Here is a 17,573-nt window from a genome sequence, read left to right on the forward strand (position 1 = left end):
AAACCGTCATGTTCGTTCGGCGCGCGCCGGAAAAGAGCGTGCGAACTGCGGCCAGTCGGCCTATGATAACAGTCTTCTGGGATGGGGAGTTGTCGACATGTTGAACTGGCGCGTTGGGGCTGTGGCCCTGGTATTGGCTGCAGGCCTGATCGGCTGTTCCGGGCCGGACACATCCGTACAGGGGCCGGCACTCGACACCCGGCCGGCCGATGCGGCCCGCGCCACGGTTGAAGCGCCCTCCGAGTTTGCTTTCCTGCGTTACCAGATTGATGTGACCGGCGATGCGCCGCGGCTTTGCCTCGGCTTCACCCAGCCGCTCGATCCGCAGGCCGATTACGAACCCTATGTCGCGCTCGACCCCGAACGCCCCGTCGCCATGGCCGTCAGCGGCCAGTCGCTCTGCCTGGGTGGTTTCGCCTTCGGTGAGGGACAGAGCGTGACCTTGCGGTCCGGATTTCCCGCTGCCGATGGCCGCGCCCTGCGCGCCGATGAAGAGATCGAGATCGATTTCGGGGACCGCCCCGCCTATGTCGGCATTGCCGGTTCGGGCGTGATCCTGCCGCGTCTGGAAGCCGATGGCCTCGCGATCGAGACCGTCAATGTCGATACCGTCGAGGTCACGCTCTGGCGTGTGACGGACCGGGCGCTGGCCTTCCGCTCGATCACATCGGGCTTCACCGCCGGGTTCGACGAATATGACTGGCAGGCCCAGGAGGAAAGCCCGTTCCCCGTCGCTGAACGGCTCTGGCAGGGCCAGATGGACACGCACGGCACGCCCAACGCGCCGGTGACCACCGTCTTCCCGCTCGCCGAAACCATCGGCCAGCTGCGCCCCGGGGCCTATTATGTCCAGGTCGTCGACGATGCCGAGGCCGAGGACGACTTCCATGTTCCGGCCCGCTCGAGCCGCTGGCTGGTGATCACCGATCTGGCGCTGACCGCGTATCGCGGCCGCGACGGCATCGATTATGTCGTCCGTTCGCTGCAGACGGCACTGCCCGTGCCCGGCGTGCGTGTCGAACTGGTCGCGCGCAGCAATGAAATTCTCGGCACGGCGACGACCGATGCCAATGGCCGCGCACGCTTCGCCGGCCCGCTGATGCGCGGCGAGGAGGGCAATACGCCCCGCCTGCTGACCGCCTATGGTCCCGACAATGATTTTGCCGTGCTCGACCTGCAGCGCAATCCGGTTGATCTGAGTGGCCAGGACATTGCCGGCCGTGACCGCAGCGAGGGGGCGGATGGCTTCCTCTATCTCGATCGCGGCATCTACCGTCCCGGCGAGCAGGTCCATATCGCCGCGATGATGCGCGATGGCCAGGCCATCTCGATCTCCAACCGCTCCGGCGATCTGGTGTTGTACGGCCCCAATGGTATCGAGGCCGCCCGTGAGCGGTTCGAGGGTGCGCCGATCGGTGGCACCGTATTCTGGGATTATGACCTGGCGCGGGAATCCGCGCGCGGCGAATGGCGCATTGATGCCATGCTCGATGGCTATGGCCTGATTGCGCAGACGCGTTTCTCGGTTGAGGATTTCGTGCCGCAGCGTATCGCGCTGGACCTGACGGCCGATACCAGCGCGCCGCTGCGCGCCGGCGAGGTCCGCGATGTCGAGGCCAATGTCCGCTTCCTCTACGGGGCGCCCGGTGCCGGTCTGCCGGTCGAGGGCACGATCCGCATCGAGACCGATCCCAATCCTTTCCCTGAATACGCCCGCTTTGCTTTCGGCCGGTATGACGAGAGCTTCCGCGAGACCAGCCGGGACCTGCGTGAGACCATCGCCGATGGCGCCGGCCATGCCGTGCTGCGTGTCGACCCGGAAGGCGAGGGCGAGGGCACCAGTGCACCGCTGCGTATCCGCACCGTGATCTCGGCGATCGAACCGGGCGGTCGCCCTGTGGCCGATGATGTGCGCATTCCCTATCGTCCGCGCGATCTCTACCTCGGGCTGGACCCGCAGTTTGAAGGCCGGCTCGGCAATGACAGTGCCGCCAGTTTCGACATCGTCGGCCTGACCCCGACGGGTGAATTGCGCACGGCCCGGCTCGACTGGCAGGTCATCCGCGTTGACTGGACTTATGACTGGTATCGCACCGAAGGCGGGGCCTGGCGCTGGCGCCGGACGCAGAATTCCGTGGTGGTCGAGGATGGGGTCACCGTCCTGTCGGACGAGGCCGTGTCGCAGATCGATGTCGCGCAATTGTCCTGGGGCGATTACCAGCTCGTCGTCACCGACGCTGAATCCGGCGTCTCGGCGAGTACGCATTTCTGGGTCGGCTGGGGCCGCACCTCCTCAACCGGCGATGACGCGCCGGACCGGGTTCGTCTCGCCGGACCGGACCAGCCCGTTGCGGCCGGGGAGATGGCAACACTGAGCATTCTGCCGCCCTATGCGGGGGAAGCCGAGATCGTGATTGCCAGCGACCATGTCCTGGCGACGCAATCGGTCTTCGTGCCTGAATCCGGGGCCGAGGTGAGTTTCCGTGTCACCGAGGAATGGGGCGCTGGCGCCTATGCCATGGTGTCCGTTTTCACGCCGCGCGATCCGGTGGCGCAGCCGCGGCCGCGCCGCGCCGTCGGCGTCACCTATCTGCCGGTCGATACCGGCGACCGCCTGCTCACGCTCAGCCTCGACGCCCCCGAACTGGCGCGACCGCGTCAGCCGCTCGAAATTGCCATTACCGCCACCGGACCGGTCCGCACCGGCGCCTGGGTGACGGTGGCCGCCGTCGATGAGGGCATTCTCGCCCTGACCCGTTTCCAGTCGCCGGACCCGGTCGGCTGGTATTTCGGACGCGCCTCGCTCGCGGTCGAATTGCTCGATGATTATGGCCGCCTGCTCGATCCCAACCAGGGCGCAGCGGCTCCGGTGCGCACCGGCGGTGACCAGATCGGCGGCGCCGGCCTGACCGTGGTGCCGACCCGCACCGTGGCGCTATTCTCCGGACCGGTCGCCTTCGACCGTGCCGGCAATGCGACGGTGACGCTCGATATCCCGGACTTCAATGGCGAACTGCGCCTGATGGCCGTCGCCTGGTCCGGGACCGGGCTTGGCCAGGCCACGCAGCCACTGACGGTCCGCGATGAAGTGCCCGCCGAGCTGATTCTGCCGCGCTTCCTGGCGCCGGGCGATTCCAGCATGACGACGCTGACCATCGACAATGTCGAGGGCGCAGCCGGTGTCTATACCGCTGCCATCAATGCCTCCGGTCCCGTCAATGCGTCCAGCGAGGACAGTATTGAACTGGCCAGCGGTGCCCGTATCGACCGGCGCTATCCGGTCAGCGGCGCCGATGCCGGCATCGGCGAGGTCGGCCTGAGTGTCGACGGGCCGGCCGGCTTTGCCGTCTCGCGCAGCTATCCGATCGAGGTTCGCTCGGCCTGGCTGCCATCCTCCGAGGTTGTGCGCGGACGCGTCGAACCGGGTGAAAGCTGGTCGCTGGATTCGGCGACCCTGGCGGCCTTCCTGCCGGGTTCGAGCGAGGTTTCGGTCAGTTTCTCGGCGACCCCGCTCGACGAAAACGCCCTGCTGCGCTCGCTGAGCCGCTATCCCTATGGCTGCACCGAGCAGATCACCAGCCGGGCCTTGCCCCTGCTCTATGCCCAGGATCTGGCCGCGCTGTCCGGCACGACCGGCTTCGACCAGTCCCGCATCCAGATCCAGGATTCGATTGCCACCCTGCTGAGCCGGGAGGCCGCAGACGGGGCGATTGGCCTGTGGCGGGTTGGCGATCGCGGTGCGACGCCGTGGCTGGGGGCCTATGTGGTCGACTTCCTCTCGCGCGCCAAGACGGCCGGTTACACGGTTCCCGACGCCGCGATGGAGCGGGCCTATACTGCGCTCGAACATGTCGCCTCGCAGGAGCTTTGGCGTGCGCCGGGCTATGACTCGACCGTGCATCGCTGGGTCGGGCAGACCGATACCAGCCAGCGCCTGTCGGACCGCAGCGCGGCCTATGCCCTTTATGTGCTGGCCCGCGCCGGCCGCGCCGACCGTTCGCGCCTGCGCTATATGCATGATGAGCGCCTTGAGGCGATCGCCAGCCCGCTGGCCCGCGCCCAGATCGGCGCGGCGCTGTTCCTGATCGGTGACCGGGCCCGGGCCCACAGTGCATTCGAGCAGGCCGAGGCGGCCCTGGGCTATTCCAATCGTGGTGACTGGTATCAGACCCCGCGGCGTGACCTTGCCGGGGTTCTGGCGCTGGCCGCCGAGGCGGGCGAGAGCGATCTCGTCGGCCGTCTGGCCGAACGTGTGGCGCATGAACTGCCCGAGCCGGGACGTCTGACCACGCAGGAGAAGGCTTTCCTTCTGCTGGCGGCACAGGCGCTTTCTGCCGGTACCGACGCCCTCGAGATCGAGAGCGCCGGCGACGCGGTCACGCCGGGACAGCGCGATTTCACCCTGACCCCGGGCGAGCTGGGCGAGGCGCGCCGCTTTGCCAATCGCGGCCCCAACCCGGTCTGGGTCACCCAGATCGCGCATGGCGAAACGCTGGAGGCTCCCGCTGCGGTCGCCGAAGAGGTGGCGATCACCAAACATGTCCGCGCGATGGATGGCACTTCGGTTGATCTGACCAAGCTGGTCCAGGGCGACCGGTTGATCATCGATTTCGATATCATTCCGAGCGAACAGCGCACCATTCCGGCCATCGTGGTCGACCTTCTGCCGGCAGGGCTGGAGATCGAGGCCATTATCCGGCCCGAGGATGCAGGCCCGAACGGGGTCTATGCCTGGCTTGGCGCGGTCCATGATCCGCGGATTGCCGAGGCCCGCGATGACCGCTTCGTCGCCGCGATCGATCTGCGCTCCGGCCGGCCGTCGCATCTGGCCTATATCGTCCGTGCCGTGACGCCGGGCGAGTACACAATGCCCGGTGTGGTGGTTGAAGACATGTACCGGCCCGATGTGTTCGCACGCAGCGAAACCGGTCAGGTCAGCATCCGGCCCCGCGACTAGACCATGCTCGGCCTGGGGCGGATCTACTGGGTTGTCGCGGGCGCTCTGGCGGGCCTGGTGCTGCTGCTGGCGCTCGACGAGGCCTTCCCGCCGCCGCTTGAACAGGCTGCCGCGCGCTCGCAACTGGTGCGCGACCGCGATGGCGAGCTGCTGCGCGCCTTTCCCGTTGAGGGCGGGCGTTGGCGCATGGCTGCCGATCTCGATCACATTGATCCGGACTTCATTGCGGCACTGCTGGCCTATGAGGATGCCCGTTTCTATCAGCATGCCGGCGTCGATGCCGGGGCGGTGGTGCGGGCGGCCTGGGAAGGGATCCGGGCCGGACGGATCGTGTCGGGCGCCTCGACGCTGACCATGCAGGTCGCGCGCCTGCTTGAGCCGCGGCCGCGCACCTTCGGCGCCAAATTCCTGCAAATGACCCGCGCGCTGCAGCTGGAGATGCGCTTCAGCAAGCGCGAAATTCTCGAGCTCTATCTCACGCTCGCGCCCTATGGCGGCAATCTGGAGGGGGTGAGGGCGGCATCCTGGGCCTATTTCGGCCGTGAACCCGATGCCCTGACCATTGAACAGATCGCGCTGTTGATCGCGCTGCCGCAATCACCCGAAGCGCGTCGCCCCGACCGGCATCCGCAGGCTGCGATCGCGGCGCGTGGCCGGGTGCTCGACCGGCTGGCCCGTGTCGGCCTGGCCCGTCCCACCGCCCGTGCCGATGCCGCGCAGGACCCGGCACCGGTGCGCCGCGCCTTTCCCGGTGACGCCTGGCAGGTCGCCGAAACCCTGGCGCGGACCCATCCCGGTCGCACCGACATGGTCTCCACCCTTGATGCCGGCCTGCAGCGCGCGCTGGAGCAGCAGGTGCGTGCCAATCTGCCGATCGGCGATGACGAGGCCCAGATCGCGGTGATGGTGGTTGAGACCGAAAGCCGGGCCGTGCGTGCGGCGGTGGGCTCGGCCGGACGTGAACGGCCCGGCGGCTGGATCGATCTGACAACGCGGCCGCGCTCGCCCGGCTCGACGCTGAAACCTTTCATCTATGCCATGGCTTTCGATGACGGTCTGGCCGCGCCCGAAACCCGTATCGCCGATCTGCCACGCCGGTTTGCCGGCTATCAGCCGGACAATTTCGACCGCCGGTTCCGCGGTGATGTCACGATTTCCGAGGCCTTGCAGCACTCGCTCAATATTCCCGCCGTCACCACGCTTGATGATGTCGGCGCGCGGCGGTTTTCCGCCGCCCTCGGCTTTGCCGGTGCCCGTCCGGAACGCCCGCACGGTGCCGCGCGTGATGACGGGCTGGCTGTGGCGCTGGGCGGTGCCGGTCTGAGCGTGCGCCAGCTGGCGGTGCTCTATGCCGCGCTTGGCGATGGCGGGCATGCGCGGCCGCTCCGCTGGATCGAGCAGGAGGAGGCGCTGGAACCGGGCACGGGCTACGCCCTGATCAGTGCCGAATCGTCGCGCGAAATCCTGACCATACTGCGCCGGGCACCGCATCCCGGCGGTCGCATGCCGGCCAGCCTGACAACCCAGGCGCCGGAAATCGCCTTCAAGACCGGCACGTCCTACGGCTTCCGCGATGCCTGGTCGGCCGGGGTGTCGGGGCGCTACACGGTTGTGGTCTGGACCGGGCGTGCCGATGGCGTTCCGCGCGAGGGCATTACCGGGCGCGAGGGTGCCTTGCCGCTGCTGTTCCGCGTATTCGATCTGATCGAGAGCCTGGAGCCGGGACAGGCCCAGCCGGACCGGGACGAGAGCGAATTGCCACCGGCACCGCTGACGATGGCGCGTTTCCAGCTCGACCCGGCGCCGCAAATCCTGTTCCCCCCGGACGGGTCGGAGGTCTGGGCGGAGCGTCCGGGCCGCGGCTTTGTCCTAGCCGCCCAGGGCCAGAGCGCCGTGACCTGGTATGCCGATGGCGAACCGGTCGGGCGCAACGCGCTGGGCGATGCTGTCTGGTATCCGGACGGGCCGGGATTCTATCTCGTCGAGGTCGTTGACCGCGACGGACGCCGTTCGCGGGCGCGGGTGAGGATCCGGATGGACAGTTGATCGCAGCGCACGGGCTTGTGATCGCAGACCGGGCGACCGGGGCCGCTTGCTGACATATGCTGGCGCCCTCGACCCCTGATTGCGGAGATGCCCCGTGCTGATCGTCAGTCTCGCCGTTTTTGCCAGCCTCGCCGGCTCGGACCTGGATATCGACCCCTCGATGTTGCTGGGACTGGAGACGCCGGAAAGCAAGACGCTGCTGAGTGAAAATGCCGAGGACCTCTACGGCCTCCAATTGACGCTGCGTGACAACCGCCTGTGCCAGGTGCGCGCCTTCTTCCGCGGCGCGCCGCCGCGGGCCGCCCGCTATTGTGCCGGACGGGTGACGGGCCGGCAGGTGGCGCGCTCGGGCGTGGCGGTGCTGGGCGTTGGCGAGACATTGCAGGGCGTGGGTGCCTGTTTCGGCCGCGATCGCCGCATCGTCGCGGTTCGCTTCCTCACCGCTGCCGGTGAGACGGCAACGGCGCAGGCCGCGCCGTGCACCGGCAGCTTCGAGCAGGTCCGGTGCCAGAACGACTGGGTGGTGCAGGGCGTACAATTGTATTTTGGCGGTGCCAGCTGGCTGCGGCCGCAACCCAATCTGCAGGGTCTGCGGCCCCTGTGCACTGCACGCAACGCGTCCTGACAACCCGTCATGCCCTTGCCAGCAGGCCGGATCAGCGCAAAGCTTGCCGGCAACAAGGGAGGGTTTGAAACCATGCGTCATTTCCTGATCGCGGCCATGTCCGCTTCGCTGATCGCGCCGGGTGCGCTGGCCCAGGAGACGCCCCGCTGGGCCCTGGTGGTGCATGGCGGCGCCGGTGTGATCGAGCGCGAGGCGATGACGCCGGAAACCGATGCGGCCTATCGCGCGGCAATGGCGCGGGCGCTGGCGACCGGGGAAGCCGTCCTCGAATCGGGCGGCACGGCAATCGACGCGGTCGAGCGGATCATCACCGAGTTCGAGGATGATGCGATGTTCAATTCCGGACGCGGGGCCGTCTTTACCGCGGCCGGCCGCAATGAGCTGGATTCCTCGATCATGGACGGGCGTGACCTCAATGCCGGCGCGGTGGCCGGCGTGACATCGGTGCGCCATCCGATCTCGCTGGCACGGGCGGTGATGGAGCATTCCCCGCATGTGATGCTGCAGGGCGAGGGCGCCGAGACCTTTGCCGCCGAGCAGGGGCTCGAGATTGTCGATCCCGCCTTCTTCTTTACCGAGCGCCGCTGGGCTTCCCTGGAACGCGAGCTGGGCCGGCTGGGCCTGCCGATTCCGCCGCGTCCCGAGGGCGCGCCCGAACCGGAGCCGGTCGATGAGGGCGCCTTGCTGCGCGACAGCCGCGAGCACCGTTTCGGGACTGTGGGTGTCGTGGTGCTCGACAATGCCGGGCATGTCGCGGCGGGCACCTCGACGGGCGGAACCACCGCCAAGCGTTGGGGCCGGGTCGGCGACAGCCCGATCCTCGGGGCGGGCACCTATGCCAATGACCAGTCCTGCGGCGTCTCGGCGACGGGGACGGGCGAGTATTTCATCCGCCTGACCGTGGCCAGCCGGATTTGCGCCCTGGTGGAATTCGAGGGGATGGACCTGCAGGCTGCCGCGGACCGGGTGATCCAGGACGAGCTGACGGCGATGGGCGGCGATGGCGGCATCATTGCCCTGACGCCGGGCGGCGAGATCGCCTGGAGCTTCAACACACCCGGCATGTACCGCGCCCGTCAGAGCGCCGGTGGTGAGCCGCTGATCGCGATCTATGGTGACGAGGAATGAGCATGACACCGCCCGGCGCCGAGCCCGATATCAATGTCAACATGCTGTTCGCGACTCCGGTAATCGAGGTTCGCCTGCCGATGGCCGATCAGCTGATCGAACCGCTGCGTGCCGCGATCACGGCGCGGCGCCAGCAGTCGAAGGGGATCGCACGCTCGAATATCCTGGGCTGGCACTCCGATACGGAGATGCTGCACTGGGGCGGCAATGCCGCACAGACCCTTGCGGTCGAGACGATGAAGATCTGCGGCCGCTTCACCAGCGATGTCGTGGCTGCCCAGGGCCAGTCCCGCTATGAGATGGGTCTGGAGATGTGGGCCAACATGTCGCCGGCCGGGGCATCCAACCAGATGCATTGCCATCCCGGCTCCTTCTGGTCGGCGAGCTTTTATGTCGATGATGGCGGCGACAAGGAGGACGGGCTCTTCGTGGCCCAGGATCCGCGTTTCCCGATGATCCGCATGGCTGCGCCGGACCTTGTCTTTACCGATGCTGACGGAAACCGGCAGCTGTCGCAGCACCGGATCGCGCCCGAGCCGGGCAAGCTGGTGATCTTTCCGTCCTGGATGATGCACGCGGTGCGGCCGCACACCGGAAACCGCGACCGGATATCGGTGGCGATGAATATCATTGCCATGCCCGCACCGCCGGCCGCCTGACGGGCGGTCTCAGAGCACCGAGGCGGCGCCGCGCGTGAAATAGGCGATGTCGGCGGTCATCTGGTCGATGATGTGATCGAAGGTGGCGCGGATACGGCCGCTCTTGCGCACCGTCTCGTGTGCCACGACCCACAGGTCGAGCGAGGACTCGAATTCCGGCAGGACGCGCTCGAGATTGCTGTGCTGGCAGGCCAGCCGGTGTGAGGTGACGCCGATCCCGTAGCCGGCCTCTAGGCCGCGCACATGCGTCGTCGGTGTGTTGGCGCGGAAGGCGACATGACTGGGCAGGACGGCCGCGCCTTCCTCGGTGGCCGGCCAGCCGAAATAATCGCCCATCGACCAGCCGACACAGGTATGGTCGGCCAGGTCCTCGACACGCCCGGGCCGTCCCTTTTCCGCCAGATAGGCCTTCGAGGCGTAGAGGCCGGCGCCGACCGTGGCGCCGCGGCGGCCGATCAGGCTCTGCTGTGTGCCGGGACCGTTCCAGCGCAGGGCGATATCGGCTTCGCGGTCGGCGAGATTGGCCGGGTGATTCTTGATGGAGATCTCGATGCCGATGCCCGGATTGGTGCGGTGAAAACTCGCCAGCGCGCGCGGCAGCCAGTCGGCGCCGATCCCTTCGGAGGCTGAAATCACGACACGGCCGGACAGGCTCTGGTCCTGGGCCACGACGGCGCGCTCGATCGCCGAGGCCTCTTCGCGCATGCGGGCGGCATGGGCGACGATTTTCTGGCCCAGCGGTGTCAGGCGGGACTGGCCGTTCTCCCGTTCGAACACGGGCTCACCGAAGCGTTGTTCCAGCGCCTGCAGGCGCCGCGTCACCGTCGGCTGGCTGACGCCGAGCTGGTGCGCGGCAGCCGTCAGGCTGCCCGCTTCAGAGATGGCGAGGCATACGAGATAGTCGGACCAGTCTTCCATTCAATTATGTATATCTACGATCCTGAATTCGTCAATTCCATTCGAATACCTTTGTTCCCAAGTTGAACGCCGTTCACACATGGAGTTCTCAATGTTCCGATCAATCATCCTCGCCACCGCTCTCATTGCCGGTGCGGGCGCTGGCGCCCAGGCCCAGGCCTGTGACGCCGAGCCGCAATTCGCTGCCCACCGGACCGCCAATGGCTCCGTGCGCGCCCAGTACAATTCCGTGACGCGCGGTGAATGGCGCCAGGTGATTCATTTTGGCGAGGAAATCGCCAGTTCCGGTGCCGCGCCCGGCCAGCGCGCCGCTGCGCTGACCAATCTGTGCGCGGGCTATGCTGCAACCGGTGAGTATGAGCGGGCTGTTGCAGCCTGCGACGCCGCCCTCGAATTGCGCGCCGATGCTTGGCGCGCGGTGAATAATCGCGGTGTGGCCCACTGGCTTGCCGGCGATCACGCCGCAGCCACCGCTGATTTCAACGCCGCCGCCGCGCTGGCTGGCGATGAAGACGAAGTCCGGGCGAATCTTTCGCTCGCACAATGCGACTAGACTTGGTCGTCCCTCCCGGGCCCCAATAAGCTTTGCCGCATTCATTCGGGCCGGAGCTTCAGCTCCGGCCCGCTTTTTTGCTGAGAGAGGCGTCTTCTATTGGCGTGGCTTTACCAGTAAAACACAGGCTCGCGCCGTCGGCAGAGCCTGTTTCGGCCTGCGTGACAATCACCGTCAGTCCCGGCAATTGCGGGGCGCAGAGCTGAAATGATGACTGATGACCCAGGGGCCTCCCGAACAACTCGCTGCCGGCTATCGACGGTTTCGCGCCACCAGTTATCCGGCGCAAAGCTCGCTCTATCAGGAGCTCAGCCAGGGACAGAAACCGCACACGCTGGTGATTGCCTGTTCCGACAGCCGCGTTGACCCTGTGCATATTTTCGGCGCGCGGCCCGGCGATCTCTTCGTCGTGCGCAATGTCGCCAATCTCGTGCCCCAGATCGATCTTGATGGTGGCCGCCACGGTGTTTCCGCGGCCCTGGAATTCGCCGTTGAACAGCTGGCCGTCGAGCATGTCGTCGTGATGGGGCATGGTCAGTGCGGCGGGATTGAAGCCTGCGCCATTGGCCTCGACAAGCTCGAGAGCACATTCCTCGGGCCCTGGCTGGAACCGCTGGAGCCGACGCGCGAACAGGTGCTCGCCGAGCTCGGCGAGCCCAGCCTGCCGGCCCTGTGCAGCCACATGGAATTGCTCGCGGTGCAACAATCGGTCGAGCGCCTGCACCAGTTTCCCTTTGTCACCGAAGCGGTGAAATCGCGCGGCATGCAATTGCACGGCGCCCGCTTCTCGATCGCGACCGGCATTCTGGAATGGATGCGGCCCGATGGTGTGTTTGAGCCGGTGGAACCCTAGGCCGGCCGGGAGAAAGTCCGCTGTGAGCAAAGCGCCTCAAATTGCCGCCGATCCCGCCTGGTTTCCCTATGCGCATGACGCCGGCAGCCATACCCTGCGCCTGAGCCGGGTCAGCCGGAAGGCGCTGGTCGAGGAAGCTTTCCTCGACGATCGCTGGGACCGCTCCGCGGCGCAGCAGGCCGCCCACCCGGTCAGCGATTTTGCGGGCCTGGCGCTGCCAAAGCGGGCGCCCTGTTTCATCTGGCACACGGCGTTTTGCGGCTCGACCCTGCTGGCGCGCTGTCTCGACAAGCCCGGTACCAATCTCAGCCTGCGCGAACCGGCCGTGCTGATGAGCCTGGCCAATATGAAGCGCACCCAGGGCGCCGAGGCGCTCGGCCGCGAGCTGGGACCGGTGCTGGCGCTGCTCTCACGCCCCTTCGTGCGGCGCGAGCATGTGACGATCAAACCGACCAATACTGTCAATAATCTCGCCGGCGACGTCTCCCGCCTGCTGCCGCAGGCGCGGCATCTGTTGCTCTATTCCGACCTGCGCGCCTTCCTGCTCTCCATCGCCAAGAAGGGCGAGCCGGGCCGGGCCTTTGCGCGCCAGCTGTTCACGATCTTCGCCATGGACGGCCATGCCATCGCCCAGACTGCGCCGCGTGAATTGCTGAAACTGACCGATCTGCAGATCGCGGCCCTGGTCTGGCACATGCAGCTGGCCAGCCTGCTCGAGGCCGCGCGCGCCGTCGGCGCAGACCGCTTTGCCTCGCTCGATGGCGACAGTTTTCTGCAGACGCCCGAGCCGGCGCTGATCGCGGTCGATGACTTCTTCGGTCTCGGCCTGGGCGCCGACCATGCAAAAGCCGTCGCCGACGGTCCGCTCTTCGGTCGCGATTCCAAGGACCCGACGCAGGCCTATAGCGCTGCGCGCCGTGCCGAGGAGGCGCAGCAGACCGCGGCGATGATCGGCCCCTCGCTCGATGCGATTATCGAATGGAGTTATGGCCTGTTTCCGTCTTCGCCGCGCCCGGGCGCCATGCCGCATCCATTGCTGGCGAACTGATCCGGCTTGGGTCACACTGGCCGCAGGCACGCCTTCGCAATTTCACAATAGGGAAAGTCAACGCACATGAAACTCGCTTCGCTCAGAAACGGCCATCGCGATGGCAAGCTTGTTGTTGTATCGAAGGATCTGGCCTGGTGCACCGATGCCAGCCTGATCGCGCCGACCCTGCAGGCGGCCCTCGATGACTGGGATCGCTGCGAACCGGAACTGCGCACGCTGGCCGAACAGCTCGAGCGCGAGACGGTGCCGTCGGAACGCTTCCACGAGCGCGACGCGCTTTCGCCGCTGCCGCGCGCCTATCAGTGGGCCGATGGCTCGGCCTACGTCAATCACGTCGAACTTGTGCGCAAGGCCCGCAATGCGGAAATGCCGGCGACCTTCTGGACCGATCCGCTGATGTATCAGGGCGGCTCCGACGCCTTCCTCGCTCCGCGCGACAATATCCCGCTCGGTGACGAGGCCTGGGGCTGTGACATGGAGGGCGAGGTCGCCGTCATCACCGGCGATGCGCCGGCCGGCTGCACGCCTGACGAGGCCGCCAAGGCGATCCGTCTGGTCATGCTGGTCAATGATGTCTCGCTGCGCGGCCTGATCCCGGGCGAACTGGCCAAGGGTTTCGGCTTCTTCCAGTCCAAGCCGCCGAGCGCCTTCTCACCCGTTGCCGTCACGCCCGACGAGCTGGGCGATGCCTGGGATGGCAAGAAACTGCATGGCGAATTGCTGGTGAAATATAATGGCGAGCTGTTCGGCAAGGCCGATTGCGGCACCGACATGACCTTCGATTTTGGCCAGCTGATCGCCCATCTCGGCAAGACGCGCCCGGTCACGGCCGGCACGATTGTCGGCTCGGGCACCGTGTCCAACAAGCTCGATGGCGGCCCCGGCAAGCCGATCAGCGAAGGCGGGGTGGGCTATTCCTGCATCGCCGAGATCCGCATGATCGAGACGATCCAGAACGGCAAGCCGTCCACGCCCTTCATGAAGTATGGCGATATCGTCCGCATCTCGATGAAGGATGCCTCCGGGCATCTCATCTTCGGCGCGATCGAACAGGAAGTCGTCAAGGCCTGAGACCGGCCCACGCTCCAGACATGAAAAAGGCCAGGACCCGCCGGTCCTGGCCTTTTCTCTATCCGATTGACGCCAGGGTCAGATGGCGCTGGCCGGGCGCGGGGTCGCTGTGACGCGCGGGCCGGCCTTGCGGCGTGATTTCAGGCCCAGCGCCAGCATGGGTGCGAAACCGCCCACCTGAAGTGTCAGCATCTGGAACACCACCGGTGCGCCGAGACCGGCAATCATGCCCAGTGCCAGCCCGATCGCGGGGTCAGGCATGCCGATGAAGTTGTAGACCATCTGCAGGCCCAGCGCGCCGAACATATGGTAGAGATAGATCGAGAATGAGTACTGCCCCAGCCAGGCCAGTGGCGCGATGGTGAAGCGGTGCATGATCAGGGCGCCGGAGAAGCACAGGCCGAGACCCAGTGCAACGAAGTCGCGGCGCAGCAGCTCATGGCCCGGATCGGAGAGCACGATATAGGCGTGCACCGCGAACATGCTCACCAGACCGCCGACCAGCACAGTGGAGACCAGCTGGCGCGGCAATTGTCCCACCTTGGCCAGTTCCATCCGGTTGATCACCAGGCCGAGCGCGAAGAAGGGCGCGAGGTAAGGCGTGTGGAAGAATGAGAAGAGCTTGATGCCATCACCGAAGGGCGTCAGGAACAAAACCGAGCTGACGGCCAGGAAACCAACCGCGACCTGCAGCGGTGCGCGCGGCCAGATCCAGTCCAGCGCTGCGATGACGAGGAAGATCGTCAGGATCGAGTGCAGGAACCAGAAATGCGCATAGGGTTCCAGATAGACCTGCCAGAAATCGCCGAGCGGCAAGGCGAAGGCGCCGCCGAGCACGGTGTTGACCACCGCAAAGGCCGTCGCGGCGAACAGATAGGGCAGGACCAGACGGCGGGCCTTGCCGGTGAGGAATTTGCCACCTTCGCCGCGGCGGATCGGGCGATAGCCATAGACAAAGCCTGACAGCATCGCGAACAGCGGCATGCGCAGATGGAAGAACAGGGCCGAGAACATGGCGAAGGGGTGATCCCAATCGAGACGCAGTCCGTGTTCAGGCGCTTCACCGATGACGTGAAAGGCAACCAGCAGGACGCAGGCGAGCCCGCGCAGCGTATCGATTCCCATATTGCGGTTACTGCTCATCAATCTGGCTCCCATTGCGCGCGTCGGATGTCTCAATCCGGGGACATGCCTGAACGACAGCAAGTCACGGGCCAGACAGGCGCGAAAACGGCGCAGGGGAACGGTGCAGTGAAAACAGGGTTTATGCCGGGTTAATTCGACACTTGCGGCAGGTCGCGCAGGATGTAGCGCGTGCCGTCGAAGGCCTCGAAAGCCTCGTCGATCTGCGGGTGGCTGATGGGGCCGTTTTCGGCGTCGGGCAACAGGTTCTGTTCCGAGACATAGGCGCCGTAATAGCTGTCCTCATTTTCGGCCAGCAGATGGTAAAACGGCTGGTCGCGATCGGGCCGCACGTCTTCGGGGATGGCCTGATACCATTCCTCGGTATTGGAGAATTCCGCATCGACATCGACGACGACGCCGCGGAACGGGTAGAGGCGGTGGCGGACAATATCGCCCAGACCGAATTTGGCTTCACGCATTTCCATCGCAACACTTTGAACCCTGCCGGTTAATTTCCTGTGGGCCAATCGCAGTCGCGCCGGCGAGTGCGGCGAGCCCGCGCGGCCCCTGATTGCGTTACGCCTCCTTGCGGCGGGATGGGAGACGGGTATGCTGATCATGAAAATAAAATTGGGCCAGATCGTGATGCGCCGGCCTTTGCAGGCGCTCCGTACTGGCGAAAGGACTGACATGGCGGAGCCTACGACCCCGGAAACCCCGGGGCCCGGATCCGCCGCACGCAAGCGGGGCGGACGGCGCAGGCCTGCCGCTCCAGTGTACGGCGCGATCGACTTGGGTACGAATAATTGCCGCATGCTACTGGCGCAACGCACCAGTGGCGGGTTTCAGGTGATCGATGCCTTTTCCCGGGTCGTCCGGCTGGGCGAGGGGCTCAATGCCCATGGCGTGCTGTCCCAGGGCGCCATGGACCGCGCCGTCGAGGCCTTGCGCATCTGCGCCGACAAGCTCGGCCGCCATCCCCAGATCCGTCATCGCGCCATCGCCACCCAGGCCTGCCGTGAAGCCAGCAATGGCGTCGAGTTTCTTGAGCGGGTGAAGGCCGAGACCGGTATCGCCTTCGACCTCATCACGCCGGAAGAAGAGGCGCGCCTGGCCCTGCATGGCTGCCTCGACCTGCTCGATGAGGGCAAGGATGCCGCCCTGGTGATTGATATCGGTGGCGGGTCGACCGAATTGTCCTGGGTTGACCTGGCGGCCTGGCGCGAGCGCGGCGGGCTGGAGAGCGGCGGGCGTCCCCCGGTGCGCTCCTGGACCTCGACCCCGGTCGGTGTCGTCACCCTGGCGGAGCGCTTTCCCGAACGCGAGGACCGCGTCGCCTGGTATAACGACATGAAATCCTATGTCCGCCAGCTGATGAAGACGCCGCGCGGCGCCCGTTCGATGCGGCCGATCTTCTCGGAGGGGCGGGCGCATCTGGTCGGCACCTCCGGTACGGTGACCTCCATCGCCGGCGTGCATTTGCGCCTGCCGCGCTATGAGCGCTCCAAGGTCGATGGTCTGTGGATGAGCTGTGCCGAGGCGGAGGCTGCGTGCACGCGGCTGCGCGATCTCGATCTGGCCGGACGCTCGAAGGAGCCGACGATCGGTCATGACCGTGCCGAGCTGGTGCTGGCGGGCTGCGCGATATATGAAGCGGTCGCCGAGCTGTGGCCGGCCGAGACCCTGCGCGTCGGGGATCGCGGCTTGCGCGAAGGCCTGTTGCTCAATCTGATGCGGCGCAATAAATCACGCCGCCGCCGCAAGAAATCGCCAGGAGCGACCAGCCCATGAGTGGACCTTCGGACGAAGACGACAACAAGCCGGCCGGCGACACCCCGCCGGTTGACGACAACAAGCGCCGCCGCCGCGTGGGTGGCCCTGTCACCAAGGGCGGGGACAGCCGTGCCTCGAAACAGATGTTCGAGCGCGTCAAGACCGCGCGTGGCCGCAAGACCTCGTCGAAGAACTGGCTGCAGCGCCAGCTCAATGACCCCTATGTCAAGAAAGCCCAGATGGAGGGCTATCGCTCCCGCGCCGCCTACAAGCTGATCGAGCTGGACGAGCGCTTCCACTTCATCCGGCCGGGCATGCGCATTGTCGATCTCGGCTCGGCGCCGGGCGGCTGGCTGCAGGTCTGCGTCAAGAAGGGCGTGGCTGAAGTGATCGGCATTGACCTTCTCCCCATCGACCCGATCGATGGCGCGACGATCTTCGAGAAGGATTTCACCGAGCCTGATGCGCCTGACATGGTCAAGGCCGCGATGGGCGGTCCTGCCGATGGCGTGATCTCCGATCTGGCGCCGTGGACCACCGGCCACAAGAATACCGACCATGTCCGCATTGTCGGCCTGGTCGAGCTGGCGACCCTGTTCGCCTTTGAAACCCTCAAGCCGGGCGGTTTCTTCATCGCCAAGGTTTTCCAGGGGGGCGCCGAGGCCGAGCTGCTCGAACAGCTCAAGCAAAAATTCGCCAAAGTCCGCCATTTCAAGCCCGCCTCCAGCCGCTCGGAAAGCGCCGAAACCTTCCTGATCGCGATGGGTTTCAAGGGCTAGGGTCTGGCCGCAATCGAGCGTGGGTGTTCCCCCGC

14 protein-coding genes are annotated in these 17,573 nt (G+C 66.2%); 11 read left to right on the plus strand and 3 right to left on the minus strand.

The window, feature by feature from the left end:
• Positions 1 to 97 precede the first annotated feature (97 nt).
• From ACN0YF_RS00410 to ACN0YF_RS00430, 5 genes are all read left to right on the plus strand, one after another.
• On the plus strand, positions 98 to 4,957 hold the full coding sequence (locus ACN0YF_RS00410; RefSeq protein WP_417492897.1) for an alpha-2-macroglobulin family protein: 4,860 nt from the start codon (positions 98 to 100) through the stop codon (positions 4,955 to 4,957).
• Between the two features lie 3 nt (positions 4,958 to 4,960).
• Complete coding sequence (pbpC, locus tag ACN0YF_RS00415) at positions 4,961 to 7,003, plus strand: penicillin-binding protein 1C (RefSeq protein ID WP_417492898.1); 2,043 nt, start codon at positions 4,961 to 4,963, stop codon at positions 7,001 to 7,003.
• A gap of 94 nt (positions 7,004 to 7,097) precedes the next feature.
• On the plus strand, positions 7,098 to 7,628 hold the full coding sequence (locus tag ACN0YF_RS00420; protein WP_417492899.1) for a hypothetical protein: 531 nt from the start codon (positions 7,098 to 7,100) through the stop codon (positions 7,626 to 7,628).
• A gap of 72 nt (positions 7,629 to 7,700) precedes the next feature.
• Positions 7,701 to 8,756, plus strand: a complete 1,056-nt coding sequence (locus tag ACN0YF_RS00425; RefSeq protein WP_417492900.1) for an isoaspartyl peptidase/L-asparaginase family protein — start codon at positions 7,701 to 7,703, stop codon at positions 8,754 to 8,756.
• Complete coding sequence (locus ACN0YF_RS00430; RefSeq protein ID WP_417481580.1) at positions 8,753 to 9,415, plus strand: TIGR02466 family protein; 663 nt, start codon at positions 8,753 to 8,755, stop codon at positions 9,413 to 9,415. The genes ACN0YF_RS00425 and ACN0YF_RS00430 overlap by 4 nt, the downstream gene beginning before the upstream one ends.
• A gap of 9 nt (positions 9,416 to 9,424) precedes the next feature.
• On the opposite strand, the gene ACN0YF_RS00435 is transcribed toward ACN0YF_RS00430, so the two are convergent.
• Entirely contained in the window at positions 9,425 to 10,333 is a 909-nt protein-coding gene (locus ACN0YF_RS00435; RefSeq protein ID WP_417481579.1) for a LysR family transcriptional regulator, read from the minus strand.
• Positions 10,334 to 10,424: 91 nt separating this feature from the next.
• On the opposite strand from ACN0YF_RS00435, the gene ACN0YF_RS00440 reads away from it, so the two are divergent.
• From ACN0YF_RS00440 to ACN0YF_RS00455, 4 genes are all read left to right on the plus strand, one after another.
• On the plus strand, positions 10,425 to 10,886 hold the full coding sequence (locus ACN0YF_RS00440; RefSeq protein WP_417492901.1) for a hypothetical protein: 462 nt from the start codon (positions 10,425 to 10,427) through the stop codon (positions 10,884 to 10,886).
• Positions 10,887 to 11,103: 217 nt separating this feature from the next.
• Positions 11,104 to 11,739 (plus strand): carbonic anhydrase, encoded by a 636-nt coding sequence (locus tag ACN0YF_RS00445; protein ID WP_417492902.1) that lies wholly within the window; start codon positions 11,104 to 11,106, stop codon positions 11,737 to 11,739.
• 22 nt (positions 11,740 to 11,761) lie between these two features.
• Positions 11,762 to 12,787 carry a hypothetical protein gene (locus ACN0YF_RS00450; RefSeq protein WP_417492903.1) on the plus strand — a complete coding sequence of 342 codons (1,026 nt, stop codon included), beginning with the start codon at positions 11,762 to 11,764 and terminating at the stop codon, positions 12,785 to 12,787.
• Positions 12,788 to 12,853: 66 nt separating this feature from the next.
• Positions 12,854 to 13,861 carry a fumarylacetoacetate hydrolase family protein gene (locus tag ACN0YF_RS00455; RefSeq protein WP_417492904.1) on the plus strand — a complete coding sequence of 336 codons (1,008 nt, stop codon included), beginning with the start codon at positions 12,854 to 12,856 and terminating at the stop codon, positions 13,859 to 13,861.
• A gap of 78 nt (positions 13,862 to 13,939) precedes the next feature.
• Here the strand turns inward: ACN0YF_RS00455 and ACN0YF_RS00460 are convergent, their stop codons facing one another.
• Complete coding sequence (locus ACN0YF_RS00460) at positions 13,940 to 15,004, minus strand: acyltransferase family protein (RefSeq protein ID WP_417481574.1); 1,065 nt, start codon at positions 15,002 to 15,004, stop codon at positions 13,940 to 13,942.
• A 131-nt stretch (positions 15,005 to 15,135) separates the two neighbouring features.
• Positions 15,136 to 15,471 carry a heat shock protein HspQ gene (gene hspQ, locus ACN0YF_RS00465; RefSeq protein WP_417481573.1) on the minus strand — a complete coding sequence of 112 codons (336 nt, stop codon included), beginning with the start codon at positions 15,469 to 15,471 and terminating at the stop codon, positions 15,136 to 15,138.
• A 328-nt stretch (positions 15,472 to 15,799) separates the two neighbouring features.
• Between hspQ and ACN0YF_RS00470 the strand changes: the two genes are divergently transcribed.
• Together ACN0YF_RS00470 and ACN0YF_RS00475 are read left to right on the plus strand one after the other, a co-directional pair.
• A complete protein-coding gene (locus ACN0YF_RS00470; protein ID WP_417481572.1) occupies positions 15,800 to 16,777 on the plus strand; it encodes a Ppx/GppA phosphatase family protein in 978 nt (325 codons plus the stop codon).
• Positions 16,774 to 17,538, plus strand: coding sequence for an RlmE family RNA methyltransferase (locus ACN0YF_RS00475; RefSeq protein WP_417481571.1), 765 nt, complete (start codon positions 16,774 to 16,776; stop codon positions 17,536 to 17,538). The genes ACN0YF_RS00470 and ACN0YF_RS00475 overlap by 4 nt, the downstream gene beginning before the upstream one ends.
• Positions 17,539 to 17,573: the final 35 nt, after the last annotated feature.

Source organism: Maricaulis sp., from assembly GCF_048270265.1.
Classification (GTDB): Bacteria; Pseudomonadota; Alphaproteobacteria; order Caulobacterales; family Maricaulaceae; genus Maricaulis.

Excerpts from the sequence above, each read along its gene's own strand:
- ACN0YF_RS00475 (WP_417481571.1), top strand. The coding sequence starts at position 16,774 with ATGAGTGGACCTTCGGACGAAGACGACAACAAGCCGGCCGGCGACACC.
- ACN0YF_RS00435 (WP_417481579.1), bottom strand. The coding sequence starts at position 10,333 with ATGGAAGACTGGTCCGACTATCTCGTATGCCTCGCCATCTCTGAAGCG.
- ACN0YF_RS00460 (WP_417481574.1), bottom strand. The coding sequence starts at position 15,004 with ATGAGCAGTAACCGCAATATGGGAATCGATACGCTGCGCGGGCTCGCC.
- ACN0YF_RS00445 (WP_417492902.1), top strand. The coding sequence starts at position 11,104 with ATGACCCAGGGGCCTCCCGAACAACTCGCTGCCGGCTATCGACGGTTT.
- ACN0YF_RS00425 (WP_417492900.1), top strand. The coding sequence starts at position 7,701 with ATGCGTCATTTCCTGATCGCGGCCATGTCCGCTTCGCTGATCGCGCCG.
- ACN0YF_RS00455 (WP_417492904.1), top strand. The coding sequence starts at position 12,854 with ATGAAACTCGCTTCGCTCAGAAACGGCCATCGCGATGGCAAGCTTGTT.
- hspQ (WP_417481573.1), bottom strand. The coding sequence starts at position 15,471 with ATGGAAATGCGTGAAGCCAAATTCGGTCTGGGCGATATTGTCCGCCAC.
- ACN0YF_RS00430 (WP_417481580.1), top strand. The coding sequence starts at position 8,753 with ATGAGCATGACACCGCCCGGCGCCGAGCCCGATATCAATGTCAACATG.
- ACN0YF_RS00440 (WP_417492901.1), top strand. The coding sequence starts at position 10,425 with ATGTTCCGATCAATCATCCTCGCCACCGCTCTCATTGCCGGTGCGGGC.
- pbpC (WP_417492898.1), top strand. The coding sequence starts at position 4,961 with ATGCTCGGCCTGGGGCGGATCTACTGGGTTGTCGCGGGCGCTCTGGCG.
- ACN0YF_RS00410 (WP_417492897.1), top strand. The coding sequence starts at position 98 with ATGTTGAACTGGCGCGTTGGGGCTGTGGCCCTGGTATTGGCTGCAGGC.
- ACN0YF_RS00470 (WP_417481572.1), top strand. The coding sequence starts at position 15,800 with ATGCTACTGGCGCAACGCACCAGTGGCGGGTTTCAGGTGATCGATGCC.